Annotated in this window: 15 protein-coding genes; 4 read left to right on the forward strand and 11 right to left on the reverse strand. The window is 63.2% G+C overall.

The window, feature by feature from the left end; genetic code table 11:
- Positions 1 to 84 precede the first annotated feature (84 nt).
- A complete protein-coding gene (locus CDA63_RS08530) occupies positions 85 to 489 on the forward strand; it encodes a DUF779 domain-containing protein (protein ID WP_394335387.1) in 405 nt (134 codons plus the stop codon).
- 83 nt (positions 490 to 572) lie between these two features.
- Here CDA63_RS08530 and CDA63_RS08535 read toward each other — a convergent pair whose 3' ends face one another.
- Positions 573 to 1,046 (reverse strand): YybH family protein, encoded by a 474-nt coding sequence (locus CDA63_RS08535; RefSeq protein ID WP_088464028.1) that lies wholly within the window; start codon positions 1,044 to 1,046, stop codon positions 573 to 575.
- A gap of 100 nt (positions 1,047 to 1,146) precedes the next feature.
- Complete coding sequence (locus CDA63_RS08540; protein WP_088464029.1) at positions 1,147 to 1,668, reverse strand: hypothetical protein; 522 nt, start codon at positions 1,666 to 1,668, stop codon at positions 1,147 to 1,149.
- A 215-nt stretch (positions 1,669 to 1,883) separates the two neighbouring features.
- Here CDA63_RS08540 and CDA63_RS08545 point away from each other — a divergent pair, with 215 nt between their 5' ends.
- Entirely contained in the window at positions 1,884 to 2,171 is a 288-nt protein-coding gene (locus tag CDA63_RS08545; RefSeq protein WP_126546786.1) for a hypothetical protein, read from the forward strand.
- A 50-nt stretch (positions 2,172 to 2,221) separates the two neighbouring features.
- Here CDA63_RS08545 and CDA63_RS08550 read toward each other — a convergent pair whose 3' ends face one another.
- The 3 genes from CDA63_RS08550 to CDA63_RS08560 form a co-directional block, all read right to left on the reverse strand.
- Positions 2,222 to 5,440, reverse strand: a complete 3,219-nt coding sequence (locus tag CDA63_RS08550) for an efflux RND transporter permease subunit (protein WP_088464031.1) — start codon at positions 5,438 to 5,440, stop codon at positions 2,222 to 2,224.
- 226 nt (positions 5,441 to 5,666) lie between these two features.
- A complete protein-coding gene (locus tag CDA63_RS08555) occupies positions 5,667 to 6,809 on the reverse strand; it encodes an efflux RND transporter periplasmic adaptor subunit (protein WP_088464032.1) in 1,143 nt (380 codons plus the stop codon).
- 23 nt (positions 6,810 to 6,832) lie between these two features.
- Positions 6,833 to 8,191, reverse strand: coding sequence for a TolC family protein (locus CDA63_RS08560; protein WP_088464033.1), 1,359 nt, complete (start codon positions 8,189 to 8,191; stop codon positions 6,833 to 6,835).
- A gap of 341 nt (positions 8,192 to 8,532) precedes the next feature.
- Between CDA63_RS08560 and CDA63_RS08565 the strand changes: the two genes are divergently transcribed.
- Positions 8,533 to 10,968 (forward strand): bifunctional YncE family protein/alkaline phosphatase family protein, encoded by a 2,436-nt coding sequence (locus tag CDA63_RS08565; protein WP_088464046.1) that lies wholly within the window; start codon positions 8,533 to 8,535, stop codon positions 10,966 to 10,968.
- 18 nt (positions 10,969 to 10,986) lie between these two features.
- Here CDA63_RS08565 and pbpC read toward each other — a convergent pair whose 3' ends face one another.
- Positions 10,987 to 13,431, reverse strand: coding sequence for a penicillin-binding protein 1C (pbpC, locus tag CDA63_RS08570; protein WP_088464034.1), 2,445 nt, complete (start codon positions 13,429 to 13,431; stop codon positions 10,987 to 10,989).
- A 78-nt stretch (positions 13,432 to 13,509) separates the two neighbouring features.
- On the opposite strand from pbpC, the gene CDA63_RS08575 reads away from it, so the two are divergent.
- Entirely contained in the window at positions 13,510 to 14,106 is a 597-nt protein-coding gene (locus CDA63_RS08575; RefSeq protein ID WP_088464035.1) for a Uma2 family endonuclease, read from the forward strand.
- A 46-nt stretch (positions 14,107 to 14,152) separates the two neighbouring features.
- Here the strand turns inward: CDA63_RS08575 and CDA63_RS08580 are convergent, their stop codons facing one another.
- The 5 genes from CDA63_RS08580 to CDA63_RS08600 all read right to left on the reverse strand — a co-directional run bounded on the left by CDA63_RS08580 (position 14,153) and on the right by CDA63_RS08600 (position 21,483).
- Positions 14,153 to 14,641, reverse strand: coding sequence for a hypothetical protein (locus CDA63_RS08580; protein ID WP_088464036.1), 489 nt, complete (start codon positions 14,639 to 14,641; stop codon positions 14,153 to 14,155).
- A gap of 174 nt (positions 14,642 to 14,815) precedes the next feature.
- Positions 14,816 to 15,697: a hypothetical protein gene (locus tag CDA63_RS08585; protein WP_088464037.1), complete on the reverse strand. Its 882-nt coding sequence runs from the start codon at positions 15,695 to 15,697 to the stop codon at positions 14,816 to 14,818.
- Between the two features lie 179 nt (positions 15,698 to 15,876).
- Complete coding sequence (locus CDA63_RS08590) at positions 15,877 to 16,650, reverse strand: alpha-2-macroglobulin family protein (protein ID WP_088464038.1); 774 nt, start codon at positions 16,648 to 16,650, stop codon at positions 15,877 to 15,879.
- 106 nt (positions 16,651 to 16,756) lie between these two features.
- Positions 16,757 to 17,014 (reverse strand): hypothetical protein, encoded by a 258-nt coding sequence (locus CDA63_RS08595; protein ID WP_088464039.1) that lies wholly within the window; start codon positions 17,012 to 17,014, stop codon positions 16,757 to 16,759.
- On the reverse strand, positions 17,011 to 21,483 hold the full coding sequence (locus tag CDA63_RS08600) for an alpha-2-macroglobulin family protein (protein WP_088464040.1): 4,473 nt from the start codon (positions 21,481 to 21,483) through the stop codon (positions 17,011 to 17,013). The genes CDA63_RS08595 and CDA63_RS08600 overlap by 4 nt, the downstream gene beginning before the upstream one ends.
- Between the last annotated feature and the right edge of the window lie 266 nt (positions 21,484 to 21,749).

Below are 21,749 nucleotides of genomic sequence, written 5' to 3' on the forward strand. Positions count from 1 at the left end.
CCGTCGATAAAGTGCCTTAGGGTGCTTTGCAAGCTCAGGGCGACAAATCAATTCCCCGTTATTCCATTCACCTAGCTACCCATCGTGAAAACTCCCCGCGTCCTCGTTACGACCGCCGCCGAAGCCACCATTGACCTGCTCCGCGACGAAAACGGCCCGCTCATGTTCCATCAGAGTGGGGGTTGCTGCGACGGATCTTCGCCCATGTGCTTCACGAAGGGCGAATTCCGGGTAGGAACCAACGACGTATGGCTGGGCCAGATTCACGGCTGCGACTTCTTCATGAGTGCCTCCCAGTTCGAGTATTGGCAGCACACCCAACTGACCGTGGACGTAGTGAAGGGTCGCGGAGCCAGCTTCTCGCTGGAAATTCCGTTGGGCGTCCGGTTTCTGATTCGTTCCCGCATTTTTACTGAGGAAGAATCCAAGCAGATGGCGCCGGTCTACGACGGTGAGGAGTACCTGACCCGGCCGGAACTGGCAGGGTAGCGCATCGTGTTGCTTTGCCCCGATAACCCAAAAAGCCCCGTCGGCAACTACCGACGGGGCTTTTTATGTCGTCTGAATGACGGCTATTTTACTTTTACAGGCAGTCCTTCGAGCTGTACGTAGCTGAGCTTCCAGGCGTTCTTGGCGTTCTTCTTCCAGAGCAGGATGAAGTTGCCTTCGCCTTCGCCCCGGGGCTGGTCGGGGCCTTCGGGCAGCACTTCCGTGGAGAACGTACCGGCCTCGTAGGCCATGGCCGGGCCACTGCCGGAGGTGGTGGCGTAGAGTTTCAGGTCGGCAATGGTGCCCATCGTGGCGCGTACCCACTTGTCCGATACCTCCGATTTACCGTTGAAGCGCGTGGCGCCCTGGGCATACTGCACGTCGTCGGCCAGCAGGGAATCGAGCTGCACCGTGTTCTTGGCGTTCCAGGCCCCGATGAACTGTTGGTTGAGGCTTTGCACGTTCACGGCATTGGCATCGGTGGCCCCGTTGGGGTTGGGAGCGGAGCAGGAAGCCAGCAGGGCGCCGCCCAGCAATAGGCCGAAAATGGATTTCATGAGAACAGGGGTTAGGTTGAAGAGCAGAACTACAAAATAGCGCGGAACAAAAAGCCCAGACCCGAAGGCCTGGGCTTTGAAATTACGGAAGGCAACCGGATTACCAGCTCTTCCGACGAACTTCCGAGGTTGGGTAAGCGGCTTCGCGCTGACCGTAGGCCTCATTGGGCAGGTAGCCCGAGCTCATGGCAAAAGCGGCCGGGGCGGCGCCGGGAGCAGCAAAGCTGCTCATCATGGCCGGAGCCTGACGGGCAGGAGCGGCGGCCATGGCGTTGGCGTTGTTGCGAGCGGCATCCGCTTTAGCCTGGGCAACGCCCGAGCGGTAAGCTGCGCGGCGGTTAGCTTCGGCGCGGTTGGCAGCAGCTATGCGGGCGGCTTCGGCCCGACGCTTGTTGTCGGCGGTACGGCCGATGCTGTAACCGATACCGGCACCAGCAGCGCCACCCACAGCCCCGCCTACTACGCGGTTTTTCTTGTTGATAATGGCACCGGCGGCAGCGCCACCCAGGCCACCGAGCACTGCTCCTTTGGCGCTGGAGCTAACTTTGCGGTCCTGAGCGAAACCACTGAACGCAGTGGTGAGAAACAGTACAAAGGCGAGAAGCAAACTGATCTTTTTCATGGCGTGGAATCTTTAAGTGGAGAGGGCACTTGCGGCCCGGTGTTGAAGGGTAGTTTACAAGCACCATGCCAACACGTACAAATTCGGGGGGCAGTTCAGTTGCCGGATTCTGTGAAACGACGATTTTCAGTTCAGCTCAGAGAAGCGGTGAATGCGTATTTACGGCTAGTTACGGCGGTTTTTGCGTAAATGCTGCAATGGATGAAAAAATAATCATGCGCGTGTTAGAAAGCCACTCGCTAACGGGCCTGGGCATGTTGTTGCATCCCGAATCAGCTGCTCCGGAACTGGCGAACTGGCCTTTGCATACTGCCCTGGCGGTCCGCCTGCGTTACCCTGATAAACAGGAGATTTCCGCCATTGCCAGCGTAGAGGAAATCGCCCGGCCAGGGCAGCCGGCCGTGCGCGCTTTGCTGCTCACGCAGCCTGATGCCGTACTGCCCCCGGCCGGAACGGAAGTCTGGGCGAGTGGCAATGAACCCAGTTGGGAGCAGCTAATCTAGCCCTGCAGATGCTCACGCCCGCTCAGCCCTGCACGTGGCTGCACTACTGCTTACGCCGGCTGCGGAGCCGGATGGTCGCCTTCACCGGCCCCAGCGGGGCCGCCGTGCTCTTCATCGGGCTGGTAGTTGGCTTCCAACTCAGCCAGCTTCTCCTTGCCGTAGGCGAAGCGCGTGATGAGCACATACAGCACCGGCACGATGAAAATGGCCAGCAGCGTAGCCGAAAGCATGCCGCCGAGCACCGTCCAGCCTATTGTTTGGCGGCTGATGGCGCCCGCGCCCGAGGCAAATACCAGCGGCGTTACGCCCAGAATAAAGGCTAGGGAGGTCATCACGATGGGTCGCAGGCGCAGGCGCACGGCTTCCAGGGTGGCATCCACCAGCGGCATGCCCTTATCGACCCGCTCCTTGGCGAATTCGATGATGAGGATGGCGTTTTTGGCCGACAGGCCGATGAGCGTGATCAGGCCGATTTGGGCGTAGACGTTGTTGGTGAGCCTGGGCAGGAAGGTGAGGGCCAGAATAGCCCCGAACGCGCCCACCGGCACGGCCAGCAGCACCGAAAACGGCACCGACCAGCTTTCGTACAATGCCGCCAGAAACAGGAATACGAACACGATGGACAAAGCGAAGATGTAAATCGTCTGGCCGCCGGCCAGCTGCTCTTCCCGGGTCAGGCCCGAGAATTCGTAGTCGTAGCCCTGGGGCAGCGACTTGGCGGCCGTTTCCTTGAGGGCCTGAATGGCGTCGCCGAAGGAATAGCCGGGGGCGGCGCTGCCGTTAATTTCGGCCGAGCGGAACAGGTTGAAGTGCGAAATCAGCGGGGCCGACTCGGTGCGCTGGTAGCTGGTGAGGGCGCTCAGGGGCACCATGCCGCCGGTGGAGTTGCGCACGAAATACTGGCCCAGGTCCTTGATGTCGCCGCGGTACATGCTGTCGGCCTGCGCCACTACGCGGAAGTTGCGGCCGTAGAGCGTAAAGTCGTTCACGTAGGCCGAGCCTAGGTAGGTGCGCAAAGCGGTACCGATTTCTGCCACCGAAACGCCCAGCTTCTTGGCCTTTTCGCGGTTGATGGTGAGCTGGTAGCCGGGCGTGTTGGCGGTGAAGAACGAGAAGGGCCGCACGATTTCAGGGCGGGCGTTGAGGTCGGCCAGGAATTTCTGCAGGTTCTTATCGAAGGTCTGGACCTTACCGTCGCCGTCGCGTTCCTGCAGAATAAACGAGAAGCCGCCGCTGTTACCGAGGCCCGGAATAGGCGGCGGCGAAATAACCACGATGTTGGCTTCCTTGAGGCGGCTCAGGCGCTGCTGCACGGTGGCCATCAAAGCTTGCAATTGCAGCTCCTTGTCGGTGCGGTCTTCCCAGGGTTCGAGCTGGCAGAAGACGGTGCCGCTGTTCGATTTGGAGGAGAACGTCACCACGTTCAGGCCGCCCAGACCGGCGTAGTGGGCAATGCCCTTGATCTGGCTCAGCTCCTTCATTACCTCCTTGAGCGTGGCCACGGTACGCTCGGTGGAAGCGGCTTCGGGAAGGGTGAAGGTCACGAAAATCCGGCCCTCGTCCTCGGTTGGGATGAAGGACGATGGCTTCTTTACAAACAGGAAACCCGTGCCCACGATGATGCAGATCAGGATAATGACCACGAAGCGGGAGTGCTTGATGCCGCGCTGCACGCCGTTGCCATACTTGCTGGTCACTTTATCAAACCAGGTATTGAAGCGGAAAAACAGCCGGTCGATGCCCTTCGATTTCTCGTCGCGCTGGTGGGGCTTGAGCAGCAGTACGCACAGCGCCGGCGTGAGCGAGAGGGCCACGAAGGCCGAGATAACCACCGAAATGGCGATGGTGATGGCGAACTGCTGGTAGAGCCGCCCGGTGATGCCCGGAATAAAGCCCACCGGCACGAATACTGCCGCCAGAATGAGGGCAATGGCAATTACAGGGGCCGAAATTTCGCGCATGGCCGCCAGCGTGGCTTCCAGCACGGGCATGTTGCGGGCGTTCATGTTGTGCTCCACGGCTTCCACCACCACAATGGCGTCATCGACCACGATACCGATGGCTAGCACGAAGCCGAACATGGTGAGCGTGTTGATGGTGAAGCCCAGCGGAATGAACAGGATGAACGTGCCGATGATGGACACCGGAATGGCCAGCACCGGAATGAGCGTGGAGCGCCAGCTTTGCAGGAACAGGTACACCACAATAATCACGAGCACCAGGGCCTCGATGAGCGTGTGCAGCACCTCTTCAATCGACACTTTTACCACCGTGGCGGCCTCGAAGGGCACAATGTAGCTCAGGTCGGTGGGGAACTTCTGCTTGAGCTGCTCCATGGTGGTCTTCACGTTCTCGAATGTTTCGAGGGCGTTGGCGCCGGGGGCCTGGTACACCAGCAGGTAGGCGGCGCGCTTGCCATCCACGAAGGAGTTGCTGGCGTAGTTGAACTTACCCAGCTCGACCCGGGCCACGTCTTTGAGGTAGACCAGGGAGCCGTCTTCGGGCCGGGTTTTGACGATGATGTTGCCGAACTCCTCGGTATCGGTGAGGCGGCCCTGCACGAACACGATATACTCGAACGTCTGGCCCGACTGGGCCGGGGGCGCACCGATGGAGCCGGCCGCAATCTGGGCGTTCTGCTCCTGAATGGCGGCCGTTACTTCCTGGGCCGTGATGCCGAGCTGGGAGAGTTTATCGGGCTTGAGCCAGATGCGCATCGAGAAGTCGTCGGCCCGGCTCACGATGTCGCCCACGCCCTTGGTGCGCAGCAGCGCGTCCTTCACGAACACGTTGGCGTAGTTGTCGAGGAAGGTGGTGTTGTGAGTTCCTTTGGGCGCGTAGAGGGCCACCAGCATCAGAATGCTGGGGTTCCGCTTGCGCACCGTGAGGCCCAGGCGCTGCACCTCCTGGGGCAGGGTGGGCAGGGCAATACCCACGCGGTTCTGCACGTCGAGGGCGGCAATGTTCACGTCGGTGCCGAGCTCGAAGTTCACCGTCATGTTCATCTGCCCGTTGCTGGTGCTGTTGCTCTGTAGGTAGGTCATGCCGGGCACGCCGTTCACCTGCACTTCCACGGGCGTGGCCACGGTCTGCTCCACCGTCTGGGCATCGGCCCCGGTATAGATACCGGAAACGGAAACAGTGGGCGGCGTGATTTCCGGGTACTGCCCCACGGGCAGGTTCAGGATGGCCAGCACGCCCACCAGCACAATCACCAGCGAGATGACAATGGCCGTAACGGGACGCCGGATAAAGGTTTCTGCAATCATGTGGTTGAGCTGTTAGCTGATGGCTATTCGCTTGATGTTCAGCGTTGTTAGGCTAAGACTAGAACCTAGCTCCCCTCCTTGGAAAATGTCGCGCATAGAGCGAGTGTGGGCTGGGGGTGGTTGATGATGGGCGAACGGTTTTTAGCACTAGCTCTAGTCATCGTTCAACGGCAGGTCAACCACCCCCAACCCCTCCTCAGCTGAGGAGGGGAGCTAGGTCCTAGCACTACTTCTTAGCCGCTGGTGCTGCCGCCGCGGCCGGGGTACCGGCCTGGATGGCGCCGCCGTCGCGCAGGCGCTGGATGCCTTCGGTGATAACCTGGTCGCCGGATTTGATGCCGTCGATGATGACGACCTGGTCGCGCAGGCGGGGGCCGAGCTGCACTTTGCGCTGCTCGGCCTTGCTGCTGTCGCCGGCCACGAACACGAAGTTTTCCCCCATCTGCTCGGTTACGGCCTTGAAGGGAATCACCACGCGCTGGCCCGACTGCCGGTTGAGCACGTGCAGCACGGTGCTCATGCCATCCTTGAGCTCGCGCTGCGGATTCGGGAACTGCACCCGGATCTGGATGGTGGCCGTCTGCTGGTCCACGCCCCGATCAATAGCCAGAATGCGGCCCGGCTGCGGGTACATGACGCCCCCGGACAGCTCCAGCTGGAACAGCGAATCGGGGTTGCTGCCGGCGCTGCGCTGCAACTCTACGAAGCGTCCCAGGTCCGACTGGGTCACCACGAAATCCACGCCCACCGGGTCTTCGCCACTGATGGCGTTAAGCAGCGTGGTGCCCGGGCTGACCTGAGAGCCCAACCGCACCTGGGAGATGCCGATGCGCCCGCTGAATGGGGCTTTGATGAGCGAGTAGTCGAGGTCGGTGTGGGCGGCGGCTACCTGGGCCCGGGCGGCGGCTACCTGGGCCTGGGTGGTGGCGTAGGCCGTGGCGGCATTGTCTACCACTTGCAGGGCAATGGCGTCCTGCTGGGCCAAGCGCTGGTACCGGTCGAGGTTGGTTTTGGCATTCTGGACGGTGGCCTGGGTGCTGCGCAGGCCGGCCAGCGCCTGCTGGTAGGCCGCTTCGTACTTGCGTCGGTCGATTTCGTAGAGCGTTTTGCCCTTCGCCACCACCTCACCTTCCTTGAAGTAGATATTGGTGATAAAACCGGCCACCTGACTGCGCAGCTCCACGCTGTTGAGGGCCACCACGGTGGCGGGGTACTCGTCGTAGTACACGGCGTCGGTGGTGCGGGCCGCCACCAGCGTTACGGGTGTAGCGGGCGGCGGACCGGCCGCTTTTTCGTCTTCTTTCTTACCGCAGCCGGCCAGCAGCGCGAGGCTCAGCAGGCTGCCGGCAATTAAGTTTGGGTTCTTCATGAGGGTCAGCAAACAGCGGTAAATCAGTAGTCCGTCGGCAGTTCGCCGCGGGCCCGCAGCACGTCCACTTTGCTGGCGAGTAGCTGGAACAGGGCGGTGTAGTAGTTGAGCTGGGAAGTGCGCAGGGTAGTCTGGGCCACAATCAGGTCCACGTAGGCCCTAATGCCTTCCCGGTATTGCAGGTTGATGACGGTGTACACCTCCTTTGAGGCCTCTAGGTTGCGCTTGCCCAGCACGTACTGGGTGTAGTAGCCCTGGTAATTGGCCAAAGCGGTGGCGTACTCGGTGTTGATCTGGTTGCGGGTGTTCGTTAGGTCCTCGTCGAGGCGGGTATTCTGCAGGCGCGCCCGGCGGATGTTCTGAGTGCGCCGGAAGCCCGTAAACAACGGCAAACCCAGCTGCACACCGGCATAAGAGTTGGGGAAACGGGTGCGGTACTGGTCGCTCACCGCATTGTTCTGAAACACCGAGTTGTAGTTGGCAAACGCCGACACCGACGGGAGAAACCCGTTGCGGTAGTAGTCCACCGTCAGATCCTGCAGCGCCTTCTGGGTCTGGAGCTGCTGGATTTCGATGCGGTTGCTGAAGTTAAGGGCCGCCGTGGTGTCCAGGGTGGCGTTCAGTTCCAGCTGCAGCGTGTCGTACTGCAAAGCCAAGGGGCGCTCGGGGGGCACGCCCATCAGCTGCTTGAGGTAGGCCAGCCGCGCCCGCACGGCTTCCTGGCTCTGCTTGCGGCCCACCAACGAGTTGTTGAGCGAAACTTCGGCCTGCAGGTACTCGGTTTTGTCGGCAATGCCCACGTCGTAGCGCGATTTGGCGTCGCGGTAGTTGCGCTGGAGGCGGGCAATGTCCTGGCTGAACACGTCGAGCTGGCGCTGGGCCAGCAGCACGTCGTAGAAGCTCTTGCTCACATCCGATACCGTGGCAATTTTCACGTTCACCGTGTTTTGCTCAGCGGCCACGTTATTGAACCGCTTACTGCGGGCGGCCAGGTTCACGTCGTTGTTGTAAATCACCTGGGTGCCGCTCAGGCCTACCGTCGTTACGTTGCTCACTCCCAGCTGGCGCGGAGTGGGCACGCCGGTCGTGGGGTCAGGAAAAATGGTGAACGGCAGCTGGAAATAGTGCTGGGCCGTGCCCTGAAAACCCACCTGCGGCAGCCAGGCGGCCAGGGCAATCTGGTTGGAGGAACGGGTGATTTCCTGGTCGATGCGCGCTTGGCGTACCAGGGGCTGGTTCACCAGGGCCACGTTCAGGCATTGGGTCAGGGTCAGGGCCGCATCGGGCGGCAGGGGCGGGGCGGTAGGCTGGGCCCGCAGGCCGGCCGGGGCCAGCCACAGCAGGCCGAGCAACAGCCGCAGGGCCTGGTTGAGGTGTTTCATCACAAAAGAAAGCAGCTACCCCGCGGCAAAGCGGGGTGGTGGCGGGCTGGGCGACCCAAAAGGGGAGTGGAGCAGGAGCGGCTTGGGCAGAGACGCCTGGGCCCATTTACGGGCTGCATGGTGAATCGAAAAACCGGCTGGTGGAAGGAAGGAAGCGCGGATAAATTGGGGTCGGGTAGGAATACAGGGAGGTTAAACCGTCGAGTTTGCAAAAGGTTAGATGAACCCGATAAAATATCTCGGCAGCCAGCAGTCGGGCCGGGCGCGCGAGATAACCGAAGCATCATGTGGCCGCGGCGGGCGACGGCCGTATCTTCGGGCCGGATATTTCCCTGCTGCCCATGCGTCGTTTCCTGATTTCTGCTCTGATGGTAGCCGGCGGCGCGCTGGCCGGGTGTACGGCCTCGCAACCGGCCGGCCCCGCGCCCGGCGAACTGGCCACCGGGGCCGTGCGCCTGCCCAACGGCTGGCAGCTCACGCCCGCCGGCCGCCAGATTCCGCTCGGTGACCTGCCCCTGAACCTCGTGGTAGCGCCCGGCGGGCAGCGGGCGGCCGTCACCAACAACGGCTTCGGCCCCAACACCATTCAGCTGCTCGACGCCGCCACCGGCCGCATCCTCGACCAGCAGACCGTGCCCGCCGCCTGGGTAGGCCTGGCCTTCGGGGCCCGCAACCAAACGCTCTACGCCTCGGGCGGCGAATCGAACCGGATTCACTGCTTCCAGATCAAAAACGATAAGCTGGTGCCCGACAGCGCCCTGGTGCTGGGTCAGCCCTGGCCCCGGCAGAAAATCGGGGTGGCTGGACTGGCCTTCGATGCGCGGCGGCAGCGGCTCTATGCCGTCACCCGCGAAGACAGCACCCTCTATACCCTCGACGTGCGTACCCGCGCCACGCTGCGCCGCACCAAGCTGCCCGCCGAGGCCTACACCGCCGTGCTTTCGCCCGATGGCCGGCAGCTCTACGTCTCGCTCTGGGGCGGCCACGCGGTGAGCATCTACGACACCCAAACCCAGCAGCTCACGGCCCAGATTCCGGTGGAAAGCCACCCCAACGACATGGTGCTGACCCGCAACGGGGCCCGCCTGTTCGTGGCTAACGCCAACAGCAACTCCGTATCGGTGATTGATACCCGCACCCGGCGGGTAACCGAAACGCTGAGCGCGGCCCTGTTCCCGCAAGCCCCGGCCGGCAGCACCAGCAACGGCGTGGCCCTGTCGAAGGACGAAAAGCAGCTCTTCATCGCCAACGCCGACAATAACTGCCTGGCCGTATTCGACGTGGCCCGGGCCGGGGCCAGCCGCTCGTTGGGCTTCATCCCGACGGGCTGGTACCCCACGGCGGTGCGCACGGTAGGCGGCGGGCTGCTCATCACCAACGGCAAGGGCCTCACCTCCCGGCCCAACGGCCACGACGGCCCCAACCCCACCCGGCAAAAAGACGAAAGCGGCCCCACGGAGTACATTGCCGGCCTGCTGGGCAGTACCCTGAGTTTGCTGCCGGTACCCACGGAAGCGCAGCTGAGTGCGTTTTCGCAGCAGGTGTACGCCAATACGCCCTACTCCAAGGCCCGGGAGGCCCAGCCCGATGTACCGGCCGGCAACCCCGTTCCGCGCCGGGTCGGCGACGCCTCGCCCATCAAGCACGTGTTCTACATCGTGAAGGAAAACCGCACTTACGACCAGGTGCTGGGCGATATGCCGGAGGGCAACGGCGACCAAAGCCTGTGTCTGTTTGGCGAAGACGTGACGCCCAACCAGCACGCCCTGGCCCGAGAGTTCGTGCTGCTCGACAACTTTTACGTGGACGCCGAAGTGAGTGCCGACGGCCACAACTGGAGCATGGCCGCCTACGCCACCGACTACGTGGAGAAGACTTGGCCCAGCAACTACAGCGGCCGCGGTGGCAATTATGATTACGAAGGCGGCCGGGGCGAAGTAGCCGTGCCCAAAGATGGTTTTCTCTGGGACTACTGCCAGCGCGCCGGCCGCAGCTTCCGCAGCTACGGAGAGTTCGTGTTCAAAGGAAAAGCCACCGTCAAGACCCTCGAAGGCCACTTCGACCCGAACTACATCGGTTACGACCTGAGCGTCCGCGACGTGGACCGCGAAAAGGCCTGGGAGCAGGACTTCGATCGGCTGCTGACCGCTGGGCAGGTGCCGGCCCTGAGCATTATCCGGCTGCCCAGCGACCATACCGCCGGGGCTCGGCTGGGCTCCCGCACCCCCCAGGCCTACGCCGCCGACAACGACCTGGCCGTGGGCCGGCTGGTGGAGCACCTTTCCAAGAGTAAAATCTGGGCCGAATCGGTGGTGATGATTGTGGAGGACGACGCTCAAAACGGCCCCGACCACGTCGACGCTCACCGCTCCACGGCCTACCTCATCGGCCCCCACGTGAAACGGAGCACGGTAGTGCACGACATGTACTCGACCTCGGGCATGCTGCGCACCCTGGAGCTAATCCTGGGCCTGCCGCCGATGAGCCAGTACGATGCCGCCGCCACCCCGCTCTGGCGCTGCTTCACGCCACAAACCGATGCCCGCCCCTTCGCCGCCCGCCCCGCCCGCCTCAACCTCGACGCCAAAAACACCGCATTCAACCAACCCGCCCGCGACGCCCAGCACTTCAACCTGACCCGCGAAGACGCCGCCCCCGACTTGGAATTCAACCAGAACATCTGGCAAGCCGTGCGCGGTGAGCATAGCGTCATGCCCGCCCCACGCCGTAGCGCTTTTGTGAAAACGGCGGTGAAGAAGGATGATGACGATGATTGAGCCGGGGGTGGGGTGCGGCTACAGCTCGCTCACGGTCACCAGCACGTCGGTGTTGCGGCCGTGGTCGTCGGCGCAGGAGATTTTGAGCGGGCCGGGGCCGGGGCGGAAGAATACCCGCTCGGTGGCGGCGGCGGCGCGCAGAAACTGGTCGTTCACGTACCAGTACACTTGGCGCACTTCGCTGTCGGTGGTGCAGCTGAGCAGGAGCTGGGGCTGCTCGCGGGCGTTGAGCACGTACTCTGTGTTGGCGGTGGGCGAGGTGATGCTGGGCGCGCGCTCGGGGCCGCCGCGCACGCGCTGGCACTGGGGGTTGTGGGGCGGCAGGCGGCGGTAGGGGAGGCCCTGACTTTCCTTGTAAGCCGCCACTTCGGGCAGCAGGTTGGGGTAGAGCTCCCGCCGGAACCCGGCCGCCGGCGCGCAGGCCCGGCAGTAGGTGAAGCTGCCGTCGGCCGATACCAGCACCTCCCGCTGGTGCTGGCAGCGCTGGCCGCTGCTCACACTAGGCAGGAAGTAGTCAATTACCTGGTTGGGGCAGTTCTCACCCGGCACCCGCCCCGATTCGGCACACACCAACCGGAAGTCCAGGGCCGCCGGGGGCGCGAACCAGTCGTTGGGCGAGTTGTAGGCCAGGGTGTTGAATAGGTCGAAGAGCAGGGGCGTGGCCACGTCGGAGCCGGTGAGGGCGGGGCTGCCCTGGCCGCTGAAGTTGCCCACCCACACCCCGATGGTATAGTCGCGGTTGTAGCCGATGCTCCAGGCGTCGCGGCGGCCGTAGCTGGTGCCGGTTTTCCAGGCAATTTTAGGCAAGCGGGTGCTGCTGGCCGCGCCCAGCGGCAAATCGGGCCGGGTAAGCTGGCTCAGGATGTCGGTGACGAGGAAGGCGGCGGCGGGGGAGACCAATGCAACTCCTAGCCCTCTGCCGGGCGCCTCACCCCCTAGCCCCCTCTCCGAAAAAGGAGAGGGGGAACTAGCTTTTAGTTTTTTAGAGCTAGATAAACGACTAGCTTCTAGTTCCCCCTCTCCTTTTTCGGAGAGGGGGCCAGGGGGTGAGGCGCCCGCATGGATGTTAACCGTCAACCCTAACGGCCCATACCGTCCCCCATTCGCCAGCGTTGCATACAGCCCCGTCAGTTCTTCCAGACTCGCCCCGCAGCCGCCCAGAATGCTGCTCAGGCCCAGGCGGGCGCGGTTGCGGGCCACGCTGCGGAAGCCGGCCCGCTGGAGCTGCTCAGTGAAAGTGGGCACGCCCAAATCCTGGAGCACGCGCACGGCCGGGATGTTGAGCGAGTAGGCTAGGGCTCGCTCCAGCGTCACTTCGCCGTTGCAGTTCTTGTCGAAATTTTCGGGACGGTAGCCCTGGAAGTTGGTGGGCACGTCGGGCAGCAGCAGCTTGGGCGTGACTAGGCCCCTATCCAGGGCCAAAGCGTAGAGGAAGGGCTTGAGGGTGCTGCCGGGGGAGCGCACGGCCGTGATGCCATCGTTCTGGCCCTGGCCCCGGAAGTCGCGGAAATCGGCCGAGCCCACGTAGGCTTCCACCCGCCGGGTGCGGTTGTTCACCACCAGCACGGCCGCCTGCGAAATGCCCAGCTCTCGCAGGCGGCGCACGTAGTTACGGGTCAGGTCCTCGGCTTTGCTTTGCTTGGCCCGTTGCAGGCTGCTGCGGATGATGGCCGCGTGCGGATACTGGCGCACCAGCCGGCGCGAGAGGTGGGGGGCCAGCGTGGGGGCCGCGTGGCGCTGTACTTCCAGCGGCTCCAGCAGGGCATCGGCAATATCTTGCTTCGGAAACAGCTTGGCCGCCCTGAAGCGGCGGAGCCAGCGGTTCCGTTCCCGGCGCACGGCCGCGTTGTTCTTGCCCAGCACCAGGCCCCGGGGACGGTTCGGGATGATGGCCAGCGTCACGGTCTGGGCCAGGGAGAGGTAGTCGGGCGTTTGCTGGAAGTAGAGCAGGGCGGCCGATTTCACGCCCTCCACGTTGCCGCCGTAGGGTACCAGATTCAGGTAGAGCTGCAGGATTTCGTCCTTGCTGTGGTGGGCTTCGAGCTGGGTGGCCCGGGCCATTTCGAGCAGCTTGTTGCCGAAGGTGCGCTCCTTGGGTTCCAGCAGCCTCGCCACCTGCATGGTAATGGTGCTGGCCCCGGTAGTGCGCCCCGTGCCGAACACGTTGCGCCCAGCCGCTTGCACCAGGGCCAGCGGGTTCACCCCGAAATGCCACCGGAACCACCGGTCTTCCTTCTCAATGATGGCCCGGCGCAGCACTGGCGTAATCTCGCGCAGCTCCGTTTTCATCCGCCACTTCTGGGTGGGGTTGAGGTAGGCGTGGAGCACCGTACCATCCTGGGCCAGCACCAGGGGCGAATACTGCGGCGCGGGCGGCACCGGAAACAGCCGGTCCAGCCCCAGCAGCAGCCCGCCCAGGATGCCCAGGACCACCAAAAGCCGAATGCCGATGCGCTGCTTCATGGGGGCAAGATAACGGTTGATGGGCCTTCGGCGTGGTGGCTTTCCCGTATATTCGTCAACCAACTACGCTTCCCTGCTATGGCCGTCATCACCGATATTTCCCAGCTCGACCTGACCAAGACTTACACCTACGCCGATTACCTGACGTGGCGACTAGATGAGTTTGTGGAACTCATTAAAGGTAGGGTACGCCAAATGAGCCCTGCGCCCAGAGTACGTCATCAGTCGGTTTCCTTTCGGCTGAATACGCTTATCGGAATAGCTTTGCAAGGGGGTAAATGCCAAGGCTTTGCCGCGCCGTTTGATGTGCGCTTACTGAAAAGCACGCCTGACGGGGATACCCGCGTCAGTACCGTCGTGCAGCCCGACCTCTGCGTTATCTGCGACCCGGCCAAATTGGATGAATTCGGCTGCGTGGGCGCGCCCGACTGGATTATCGAAATCCTGAGCCCCGGCAATATGGCTCACGACAGCAAAACTAAGTTTGACCTCTACGAGGAAAACGGAGTCCGCGAATACTGGATGATTGACCCCGGTCTCAAAAACATCATCATCTACACCCTCGAAAACGACCAGTATCAACTCCGGGGCGAGTTCTACCAGCCCGGCCCGGTTCCGGTGGCCACCCTGCACGGCGTGGAGCTGGAATGGGCGGAGGTGTTTGAGGGGATTTAGGGATGCCCCTTCACCTTGAGTGCTGACCAAAGGCAAACAGCCGTTCTTAATGCTGACGAAGGCTGCTTTGGGCCACCTGGTTATTTTGGAATTCCAGTTCCAGCGTTTCTCCGTCGGAGAAGCCCAGGCCGGGCCTGATGCCCACGTAGTACGTCCAGGAGGTTTTATCCTGATAAGCCGGTTTGCCAAGCAGGGTTGCAACCTGCTCTGGGGCGAGGCCGATGAGCCGGCGCGATGCCCGTAGCTCATCCACCATCTCGTAGCGCTTATCCTGGTTGAGTGCCCAGCCGTGGGGATTGAAGTCGCGGTGCGGATAATAGGAGATTGTAAACAGTGCCAGGTACACGCCCCTCCAGCACAGCAGCGGCGTGGCCAGCCCGGCCGTCAAAAGGGCCCAGCGCTTCGGGTGGGGTTCCCGGGGCCGGAAGCGGCGCAGGCTCCCGCGAACCACGAAAAAGGCCAATGCAAATACCGGAAGCGCATAAAATATGCCTACCATCAGGTAGAATAACAGGTCAGACCAGAAGTTTTTCATAGCAGTATAGGTATCGTATTCGGGGGCAAGATGAAGGGCAAGCGGAGTAAGTCAAGCAGCCAGCTAAGCACTTGTGGGTGACATACTATAGGGATAAGTTTGAGGAAGAAGCTGAACCAGATGACTGCCAAGGGAACGAAGCCGGGGCGCCTGCAAAACGAGTTTCGCTGCCACCTATTTTCCGTCGGGGTCGGCGATGCGCCACTGCCGGCCCACGAGCTTAAGCAGCGTCCGCTGCCAGCCGGGACGGTTGCGATAGGTGAGCTCGGCCGTGTGCTGGCCGGCAATATCCAGTGCGTCGAGGTGGCGGCGGAGGGCGGGCAGGCCTTGGTTGGCCGACTGCTCAAATACCCGCATCAGGGCCGGGCGGATGGCTTTCAGGTTCCAGTAGTGAAGCACGTAGGGGGCCGCCTCGCGCAACGGACTGTCGAGGCCCAGGCGCAGGCCGGTGGCCAGCTGCTCCATCATGTGCTTATTATAAGCGGCGTAAAGCTGATCGGCCAAGGGAGTAATATCACGCAGCAGGGCCGCGTCCTGGCTCTGGAAGCCGATGATGCCCGAGTTGTAAAGCGGCGTGTCGGGCCCGATGCGCACCCGGCTGGTACCCACCACGAACTCGCGGCCCTGTAGCCGGCGGTATACCTTGCGGCTGAGCAGGTTGCCGGTGCGCATCACGCCTTCGTTGAGGTGCATAAACCGGGTTCCCTGGGCAATCTGGGCGAAAATCGGGGTGGGGTCGCGCTGCCAGATCGTATCGGTATCGGTGAACAGCAGGTTGCCGGGATAGTGGGCCGCCGCGTGCTCGAGCACCCCGATTTTAAGCAGGTACACCATGTCGGCCGCGCCCCGCCAGGCCTGCCACTGATCAGCCGTTACGGCCGGGTAGAGTATGTCGGCCCGGTCGCCGAGCACCTGCTGGAAAACATCGGGGGTATCGGTATACACCAGCACCGTAGCCAGCGGCGCGGGGGCTACGTCGAAGTAGGTAAGCAGGCTGTACAGCGCCTCGTATTTGATAGCGGCCGGGCCGTGGGCCAGGTAGATGAGGTAGTTCACGGCGGGATTCAGCAGTTGAAAAAAAGGATGGAGACGACAGCGGCGGTCCATACGGAACGACGGACTTCTGCTAGGTGGCGTAGCCGTCCCACCGCCGGACGGAAGCTGGCGTTCAGCGGCAAGTTACGCGCGCCCGGTGGGGTTGACTGCTCACGGCCCTACCGGCGAACCAATACCCTTCAGCGCACCCGTACCACGCCGGCGCCGCTGTAGCTGTGGTACTCGGCGTTGTACATAGCGTCGGCGCTGACGGGGCCCAGCTTAAACGTGCCTTTGGACACGGCGCGGGCGAGGTAGTAGAATACTTTGGGCCGGGGCGTGGCGGTGGTGAACAGGTTCAGGCGGTCGTCGCGCACGTCGAGGTAGTCGGGTTGGGCGGCGTCGGTGGCCCAGGCCAGGTCGCGGACGGCCCCGATGCGCGGGTTCTCGATTTCCAGGCCCGCGGGCAGCAGGTCGGTGATGGCCACGTTCGGTACCTCCCCGGCACTTTCGGCCGACTGAATCGTGATGCGCACCACCACCAAATCGTTCTGGCGGAAAGTAGGCGCGCCCAGGGCTTTGCCGGTGCGGTCGAGGAACTGGCGGCGCACTTGCAGGTAGGCGTCTTCCTCCCGCACGCGGCCGGTGGGCGAGATGCCCTCGGTTTCCCAGAAGTAGTAGAGGCTGCCCCGGCCGCTGGTGCGCAGGGCCAGCTGGCGGTTGGCCACGTTGCTCACCGTGAGGTCCTTGCCCGAGAAAGCGCCGATGGCCTTGCCGTCGGCCAGCAGCTGGGCCACCGCGGTGCTGCCGGCGTTCTGGCGGGCCAGCTTGCCCAGGGCCAGCAGGGCGAAGGCGCGCTCCTGGGTGCTGAGCCAGCCGGCCTGCTTCACCTGGCGGCTGAGCTGGCGGCTGAGGGTGGTCACCTGCGGGTTGGCGGGGTCGGCGGCGAGCAGGGCGTTCAGGATCAGGGCCATGTCGCGGACGGGGGAGGTGAAGGAGCCGGCCAGCTCCCGGCCCGCGATGCTGGGCGCGCCCCGAAGCGGGGCGGCACAGTGCGCTGGTAGGCGCGCTGGTTGCCACTCAGGGCGAAGGCGCCGCCAGCAGGTAGCGCGAGTCCTCGGCCAGCAGGGGGCGGTTGGCGCGGTAGTAGTTCAGGCCCACGGCATCGGGGCGGCCAGCCAGGGCCAGCACGTAGAGCGAGTAGGCAATTTCCTTCTTGGCCAGGGTGGTGGGCCGAATCACGCCGCCGGTCTGGATGATGTTGTAGGTTTCGGTTTCGCGCTGGCGCACCCGGGCCTGGAGGTAGCGCAGCACCCGGTCGAGCACGTTCTTGTTCACCTCAAAGCCGGCCTGCCGGGCTTCGAGCAGGAAGTGGGCGGCGTAGGCCGTGGCCCACCAGTTGTCGTAGTCGCCGCCGGGCCAGTAGCTGAGGCTGCGTTGTACATCTGCTGGGCCTCCACTTTGCGGATGGCCTCCTGGACGTGGTAGTTGGGGTTGAATTTAGTGCTTAGTGCTTGGTGCTTAGAGCTTAGACCGTTCTTTTGGCCCAGGGTGGCGGCTAGGTCGCCGTAGTACAGCTGCGGGAAGGCGGCCGACACGGTTTGCTCCAGGCAGCCGTAGGGGTATTGCAGCAGGTAGCGCAAATCCTTGGCAAATTCCGTCATCGGGGAGCGGCTCACCACCAGTTGGCTCCGCAGCGAGGAGGGCAGGAAATCCGTCTTCAGGTTCAGTGCCTGATTCGCGCCCCCGGCCACCACACCCGCCCCCGTGCGCTTCTGCAGCGGCGAAGTAGGTCGGATGGGAATTTCGATGGTTTCGGTCCATTGTCCTGGACCTATCGGTTTGTTGTTCTCATCTACACGAAGAAACTTATCAACCAGTACTTCAATTTTAACCACAGCATTACCTATGGATTTGGCCGCCATGCGGAACAGTACTTGCTTCTCAGTGTTCGGAAGCAGTTTAATGTCTTTGCCCTCAAAACCAGAAGGATAGTCAATAATGAGATTAGGGTCGTTGCCAGCGAAGTCTTCTCGTTTCAAGAAAACTTCAGCTACACCTCTCGACGGCTTATCTATTCCGACTATTATATTTCCCTTTAAAATTTGGTTCGTCGTATTCGTTAGTGTCACCGGCACGTCAATCGTGTCGCCGGGGCTTAAGAAGCGGGGTAGCGCCGTGCTGATAACTACCGGGTCGGCGACGCGCATGGTGTGCTCGGCCGAGCCGAAGGCGTCGCCCTTATAGGCTACGGCCATGATGCGGATGGCCCCGCTGAACTGGGGCACCTGGAGCTTGTAGCGCACTTTGCCGTTGGCGTCGGCGGTGAGCACGCCGCTCCATTTGGCCAGCAGGCGCACGCGGCGCGAGGGCACGGGCGTGGTGCGGCGGGCGAGGTCGTACCCGTCGCCGCCGGTGCTGCTGGTGCCCAGCTCGGGCAGCAGGAAGGGGTACACGTCGTGGGCCGCTACTTCGAGGGCACGCTTCTGGTAGAAGTAGCCGTGGGGGTCGGGCGTGCGGTAGTCCTTGAGCTGCAGAATGCCCTCGTCTACCAGCGCCAGCGTCACCTGGGCCCCGGGCGCGGTGCTTACCTCAATGGTCTGCGTGGTCTGGGAGCGGCTCAACTCGGGCGCTTTGATGGTGACGGGCAGGCGGCTGCCGGGCTTCTCCACGGCCAGCGGCACGAAGCCCCGGGCCACGGTGAGCGGCAGGCGGTTGTCCTTGATTTCGCGGATGGCGGTGGCCGTTACGTACACGTTGGGCACGTGGCCCGCGCGAATCGGAATGTTAACTTTGGCCGATTTCTCGTCGGTATCCACGTAAAAATGGTCGAGCACGCGGTTGCGCTCCACGGTCACGAGCACGCGGCCGGGGAAGGGCGTTTTGAGTAGCAGGTGGGCCACGTCGCCGGGCTGGTACTTGGCCTTGTCGGCCTCGATGGTCACCTCGCCCTCGTTGCTCACCTCGAAGCTGTTGCTTTGGGTGTTGCCGTAGCCGTAGGCGTACACCCGCTGGGCCACGAATGTGGCGGCCCCGGGCCGGGAAATACGGATTTCGTACTCGCCGGAGTAAGTGGGCGTGAAGCCCAGGCCGGCATCGGAGCCGCCGCGGGCCACTGTCAGGCTGCGGGTCAGCACGGTTTGCTCGCGCTTCTGGGAGTTGTAGATGTAGCGGCCGCCGCGGCGCTCAATCACGGTTTCCCAGAGCAGGCGCACCACCCGCACCTGGGCCGCGGCCTGGGTGGGCTGGCCGGCGGGCGTGAGCGCCACCACCCGCACCGGCAAAGGCCGGCCGGTGCTCACTAAATCATCCAGATTCTTAATCCCGAACAGTACCGGCTGGGTCTGCACCTCGAAAGTGGCCAGGCGGTTGACGGGCCGGCCGGTTTCATCGAACACGGTGGTAAAAGCCGCGCCTTCCAGCAGGCCCAGGTCGGGGTAGTCGGGCACTTCGTAGGTGGCCGTGCCCTGGCCGGCGGCGTCGGTGGTGCCTTCGCGCACGGTCTTTTCGAACCGGTCGGTGAGGGGCGTGGCCTCCTCGTTGCCGCCGTTGCCGTTGGGCCGGTCGCCGCTACGGATGGCGAAGGTGTAGTCGGGGTACTCCTTGGGGGCGAAGCGCTTTTCCTTGAGCGAAAACTCGACCTCAAACTTGCGGTCGGCGGCGGGCGGCCCGAATAAGTTCTGGGCCGTAATCAGGGCCTGCACCGGCTGGCCGGGCTTTACGATGGACCGACTGGCTTTCACCGTCACCTTCAGCCGGTCGGGAATGAATTCTTCCACCGAGAGCTGGCGCGACGTCAGCAGCACGTCGTTGCCGGTGAGGACTTCCAGGGTGTAGAGGCCGGTCATCACGCTGGGGGGCAGAATGAACTGGGCCTCGCAGGAGCCGGCCCGGGAGGTGGTTTTGCGCAGGCTGGCGTACTCCTTGCCGGTGGGCAGCAGCAGCCGCACCTTCAGGGGCAAGCCGGCGGGCGGGGTGGCCCAGCTTTCGGTGCGCAAAATGGTGTTGGTGCGCACCGTGTCGCCGGGGCGGTACAGGTCCCGGTCGCCGTAGAGGAAGGCCTGGTAGCGGGCGGCGTTGCTTTGGAGGCCGCCCACGTCGAAGCGCGAGGTTTCCACGCGGCTGCGGCTCAGGTCGAGGAAGGTGAAGTCGTTGCCCTGGCGGGCCACCACCATACCCAGCCGGAACCGCGCATTCTGGGCCGTGCTGTCGAACTTGGCCACGCCCTCGTGGTTGGTAATGCCCGTGCCCATGACCTGGTTGTTGGTGCTCAAATAACGGATTTCGACCCCGCTCAGGGCCTTGGCGTTGCGAATCGAGTTGGCGAATATCAGCGTGCTGCCGGCCGCGCCGGCTTTCACAATCAGCCCGATATCCGACACGGCCACCAGCTTGCTCACTTGCAACCACTGGCGCTCGGTGTCCTGCACCTTGATAATGTAAAGGCCCTTGAGCCCGTCACTGAATTCGAGGTCTTTCAGGCTTAGGTTCAGCAGGCGCAGGCCCTGGGCCTGGGGCAGTCCGGCCACGGTGTAGGTGCGCTCCGACAGCACGTTGCCCAGGTTCTCCACGTCGTAGTACTGAAACGAGCGGTCCACGTACTCGCCGTTCTCGTCCTGGCCGCCTTCGTCGTCCTCGTTGTACTCGGGGTAGCCGTACTGGGAGCCGGCGCGTAGTAGCTGCTGAATGTTGTTGGCATACACCTTGGCAATGGTCACCTTCACCTTAGCTACCTCGTTAATGCGCACGCCCAGGTTGCGGCTGCCCAGGGCGTCGAGGTACAGGGCCTTATCGGCACTCGCGAAGCTGATGGTAGGCCGCTCGTCGGAGAAGCTCACGGTTTCGGTCACGTCATTATCCAGCTGCCCGCCCAGGTTGCCGCGTAGGCCGCCGGCCAGGCGCACCTGGTAAGTTTTGCCCACCACGAAGCCGCCCTTGAGCCGGAAGCCGCTTTCCAGCTCCTCCACCTCGTAGGCCACCTGCGGCGACACGGCCAGGGCGGCACGCAAATCTGGCAGGCTCACCGGCTGGTTGGTGAGGATGGTGATGATGGGGTCGGCGCTGCTCAGGCTGCCCGTTACCGAGCGCACTTCCAGGGCCTGGGGGTCGGGTACGGGCAGTTGTTTTTCGTAGTCGGTTTCCGAGGGCTGGTCGCTGCCCACAGCGCTCAGGCCGCGGGCCAGGGCCAGGGTAAGGGGCGAGCCGGGGCGTACCGTTTGGTTGAGGCTCAGGCGCACCGTCTGGCCCGGTTCGGTGCTGGCCAGCTCGAAGGCCACCGGCTGCCCATCCTGGGTCAGGCGCAGCAGCGGCTTCACATCGGCGGGCTTCACGGCGTAGTTGAAGGGCAACTCCACGCGCATTTCGGCGGTGCCCGCCGCCCGCGCCGAGCGGCCCCAGAACGCCTGGGGCTCCTGCAACTGCAGGTAGGGCGTGTGGAATTTGCGGCGGTTCTCGGGCAGCTCGTTAACCGTTGCCCCGGCGGGCAGGGCCTCCTGGCGCAGCGTAGCCTTGAAGGCGGTGCTGGGCCGGAAGGGCGTGCTGGGCGAGAAAATCAGCTCCCGCGCACTGGTCCACTTGAAGCGCCCCCGCACGGCTGGCTCGAAGCGCACCACTTGGGTGGTATCCCAGCGGTCCTGCATATCGGGGCCGGCCACGGCGTCGGCAAACTCGAGCACCAGATTCTGGTAGGGGTCAATTTCCGCGCCGTTGGGGTCCTGCCCGGCCTCGGAACCGGACTTGGAACAGGCCGCGCTCAGCAGGGCCAGCACCAGCAGCAACGGCAGGCGGGAAAGCGTTTTCGATAGCATGGATAGGGAGGAGCTTAGTAGGATGCCGGAAGGTATAGAAAAAGGGGGATGAAACACGCCTTAATCCTTGTACCTTGTCCGAGCACTAATCTTCGATTAAAAAGGGCGAAAATGATGCGCTTAACAATTTTGTTTCTATTACTGCTTTGCGCAGTGGATAATGTTTTTATAGCGGTTTCGCGAACCGTTTAGGCGTTTTCGGGGCCTAGCCGTATAGGCAACGATGCAACCTTACTCGCTTGATCTGCGCACCCGCGTGGCCGCTG

This window comes from Hymenobacter amundsenii, from assembly GCF_002204745.1.
Lineage (GTDB): Bacteria > Bacteroidota > Bacteroidia > Cytophagales > Hymenobacteraceae > Hymenobacter > Hymenobacter amundsenii.